Annotated in this window: 3 protein-coding genes; all 3 read right to left on the reverse strand. The window is 46.7% G+C overall.

Going from position 1 to position 3937, the window contains the following annotated elements; all coding sequences use genetic code 11:
- Positions 1-1129 (reverse strand): elongation factor Tu (gene tuf / locus CAG68_RS15175; RefSeq protein WP_161441329.1); only part of this gene is annotated, 1129 nt, incomplete at its 3' end.
- Positions 1130-1282: 153 nt separating this feature from the next.
- Positions 1283-3382: an elongation factor G gene (gene fusA / locus CAG68_RS15180; protein ID WP_005382794.1), complete on the reverse strand. Its 2100-nt coding sequence runs from the start codon at positions 3380-3382 to the stop codon at positions 1283-1285.
- A 75-nt stretch (positions 3383-3457) separates the two neighbouring features.
- Positions 3458-3928, reverse strand: a complete 471-nt coding sequence (gene rpsG, locus CAG68_RS15185) for a 30S ribosomal protein S7 (RefSeq protein WP_005382796.1) — start codon at positions 3926-3928, stop codon at positions 3458-3460.
- Positions 3929-3937 lie beyond the last annotated feature (9 nt).

Consider the following 3937-nt stretch of genomic DNA (forward strand, 5'->3'; position numbering starts at 1 on the left):
TCGCGAAACGTAGACCTTCGTCCATTGCGATTGGTGCGATTAGCTCTACAGTCATCTGTACGTTGTCGCCTGGCATTACCATTTCTACGCCGTCTGGTAGCTGGATGTCACCAGTTACGTCAGTTGTACGGAAGTAGAACTGTGGACGGTAGCCTTTGAAGAATGGAGTGTGACGACCACCTTCATCTTTAGACAGTACGTATACTTCTGATTCGAACTTAGTGTGTGGAGTGATTGAACCAGGCTTAGCTAGTACTTGACCACGTTCAACTTCGTCACGCTTAGTACCACGTAGAAGTGCACCAACGTTCTCACCTGCACGGCCTTCGTCTAGAAGCTTACGGAACATCTCAACACCAGTACATGTAGTTGTAGTAGTGTCTTTGATACCTACGATAGCAACTTCGTCACCTACAGTTAGGATACCACGCTCGATACGGCCAGTTACTACTGTACCACGACCTTGGATTGAGAATACGTCTTCGATAGGCATTAGGAATGGCTGATCTACCGCACGCTCTGGCTCAGGGATGTAAGTATCTAGAGCTTCTGCTAGTTCAACGATTTTCGCTTCCCACTGCTCTTCGCCGTTTAGTGCGCCTAGTGCAGAACCTTGGATAACTGGTAGGTCATCACCTGGGAAATCGTATTCAGATAGAAGTTCACGAACTTCCATTTCTACTAGTTCTAGTAGCTCTTCATCGTCAACCATGTCACATTTGTTCATGAATACGATGATGTATGGGATACCAACCTGACGGCCTAGTAGGATGTGCTCACGAGTTTGTGGCATTGGGCCATCTGTCGCAGCAACAACTAGGATACCACCGTCCATCTGTGCAGCACCAGTGATCATGTTTTTAACATAGTCAGCGTGTCCTGGACAGTCAACGTGTGCGTAGTGGCGTGATGGAGTGTCGTACTCAACGTGAGAAGTTGCGATTGTGATACCGCGCTCACGCTCTTCTGGAGCGTTATCGATAGATGCGAAGTCTTTAGCTACACCGCCGTAAACTTTAGCAAGAGTAGTACAGATAGCTGCAGTTAGAGTTGTTTTACCGTGGTCAACGTGGCCGATAGTACCAACGTTAACGTGCGGTTTCGTACGTTCAAATTTTTCTTTAGACACGATCGTGTTCCTTCCTAGTTATGATTCGTCGTGATCATTATTGATCGACGACGCGCCAGAAATTGTTATTTTATGCGCCAACGCCCGTTAGCGCAATATTTGGACGCCCTGATCTCGCAAAAAGTCGTAAACTTTTTGCAGTTCAATCGTCAATTAGTAACCACGCTCTGCAATAATTTTATCTGCGAAGTTTTTCGGCACTTCAGCGTACTCGTGAAACTCCATAGAGTAAGACGCACGGCCTTGAGTTGCAGAACGTAGATCAGTTGCGTAACCGAACATTTCGGATAGTGGTACTTGAGCACGGATGATCTTAAGACCAGCCACACCTTCGTCCATGCCTTCAATGATACCGCGACGACGGTTTAGGTCACCAACAACGTCACCCATCCAGTCTTCCGGAGTGGTTACTTCGACATTCATCATAGGTTCTAGAATCACAGGTTGTGCTTCTAGTGCACCTTTCTTGAATGCCATCGAGCCAGCGATCTTAAACGCCATCTCGCTTGAGTCTACATCGTGGTAAGAACCATCAAATAGTGTAGCTTTAATATCTAGTACAGGGTAACCCGCTAGAACACCACTATTCATTTGCTCTTCGATACCTTTCGATACCGAGCTGATGTATTCCTTAGGAATCACACCGCCCACGATTTCGTCTACGAATACGAAACCTTCACCAGGCTCAGAAGGCTCAAGTTTGACCCAAACATGACCGTATTGACCACGACCACCTGATTGACGAACAAACTTACCTTCAACTTCCGCTTTACCACGAATGGTTTCACGGTAAGCAACCTGAGGTTTACCAACGTTACAATCAACGCTGAATTCACGCTTCATACGATCAACGATAATGTCTAGGTGAAGTTCACCCATACCTGAGATCAGAGTCTGACCTGATTCGTCGTCCGTTTCCACGCGGAATGATGGATCTTCCGCTGCTAGTTTACCTAGCGCGATAGCCATTTTCTCTTGGTCTGCCTTAGAACGAGGCTCTACAGCAATCTGAATAACTGGTTCAGGGAACTCCATGCGTTCTAGAATCACTTTGTGGTTCTGATCACACAGTGTGTCACCTGTTGTTACGTCTTTCAGACCGATAGCAGCTGCAATATCACCAGCGCGAACTTCTTTCACTTCTTCACGCTTATTCGCATGCATCTGAACGATACGACCGAAACGCTCTTTCTTCTCTTTTACTGAGTTGTAAACAGCGTCACCCGAGTTTACAACACCGGAGTAAACACGCATGAAAGTTAACGTGCCCACGAATGGGTCAGTCGCAATCTTAAACGCTAGCGCAGAGAAAGGTTCGTTGTCGTCAGCATGACGCTCAACTTCATTTTCTCTTTCGTCGACACCTTTAATTGCAGGTACGTCAACTGGCGATGGCAAGAACTCAACTACTGCATCCAGTACCGCTTGAACACCTTTGTTCTTAAACGCACTACCACAAGTAGCCAGTACGATTTCGTTATTTAGTGTGCGAGTACGTAAAGCTTGTTTGAGCTCAGCTTCAGTCAATTCACCTTCTTCAAGGTACTTGTCCATCAGCTCTTCGCTAGCTTCAGCAGCGGATTCAACCATGTGGTTGCGCCACTCTTCAGCAAGTTCAATCATGTCAGCTGGGATGTCTTCGTAAGTAAACGAAGTGCCTTGATCGGCATCATTCCAGTTGATCATTTTCATCTTGATAAGGTCGATGACACCTCTGAACTCATCTTCCGCACCAACGTTCAGCTGGATTGGAACAGGAGTCGCACCAAGACGATTCTTAATTTGGTTCACAACGCGTAGGAAGTCTGCGCCCGCACGGTCCATCTTGTTTACAAATACCAAACGTGGAACGTGGTATTTGTCTGCTTGACGCCATACAGTTTCAGACTGAGGTTCAACACCAGATGAGCCACAGAACACAACCACAGCACCATCAAGTACACGAAGAGAACGCTCTACTTCGATAGTAAAGTCAACGTGTCCAGGGGTATCAATGATGTTTACGCGATGCTCAGGGAACTGTGCTTCCATACCACGCCAGAATGTAGTAGTAGCAGCGGATGTGATAGTGATACCACGCTCCTGCTCCTGCTCCATCCAGTCCATGGTTGCTGCACCATCGTGAACTTCGCCGATTTTGTGAGAAAGGCCAGTGTAGAACAGAATACGCTCAGTTGTGGTTGTTTTTCCTGCATCTACGTGAGCACAGATACCGATATTACGGTATAGCTCAATAGGAGTTTTACGAGCCACGATTGTATCCTCTTACTAAGGTGTACCTTAGAGTATAGAAAAGTGCTGCGAGAGAACCTCGCAGCACAGAAGGTATTACCAACGGTAATGAGCGAACGCTTTGTTTGCGTCAGCCATGCGGTGAACGTCTTCACGTTTCTTAACCGCAGTACCTTTGTTCTCAGACGCGTCTAGCATTTCAGCAGCTAGGCGTTGAGCCATAGATTTTTCACCACGCTTGCGCGCAGCTTCAACCAACCAACGCATAGCAAGTGCGTTACGGCGAACCGGACGTACTTCTACAGGTACTTGGTAAGTTGAACCACCAACACGGCGAGATTTAACCTCTACCGCTGGGCGAACGTTTTCAAGAGCTTCTTCAAAAATAGCTAAGTGGTCTTTACCAGACTTTTCAGCCATAGCATCTAGTGCAGTGTAAACGATTTTCTCTGCAGTAGATTTTTTACCGTCAACCATTAGGATGTTAACGAATTTTGCCAGCAATTCAGATTTGAATTTTGGATCTGGAAGGATCTTACGCTGACCAATGACGCGACGACGTGGCATGGATTTATC

Source organism: Vibrio sp. V42_P2S4T144, assembly GCF_009904715.1.
Lineage (GTDB): Bacteria > Pseudomonadota > Gammaproteobacteria > Enterobacterales > Vibrionaceae > Vibrio > Vibrio alginolyticus.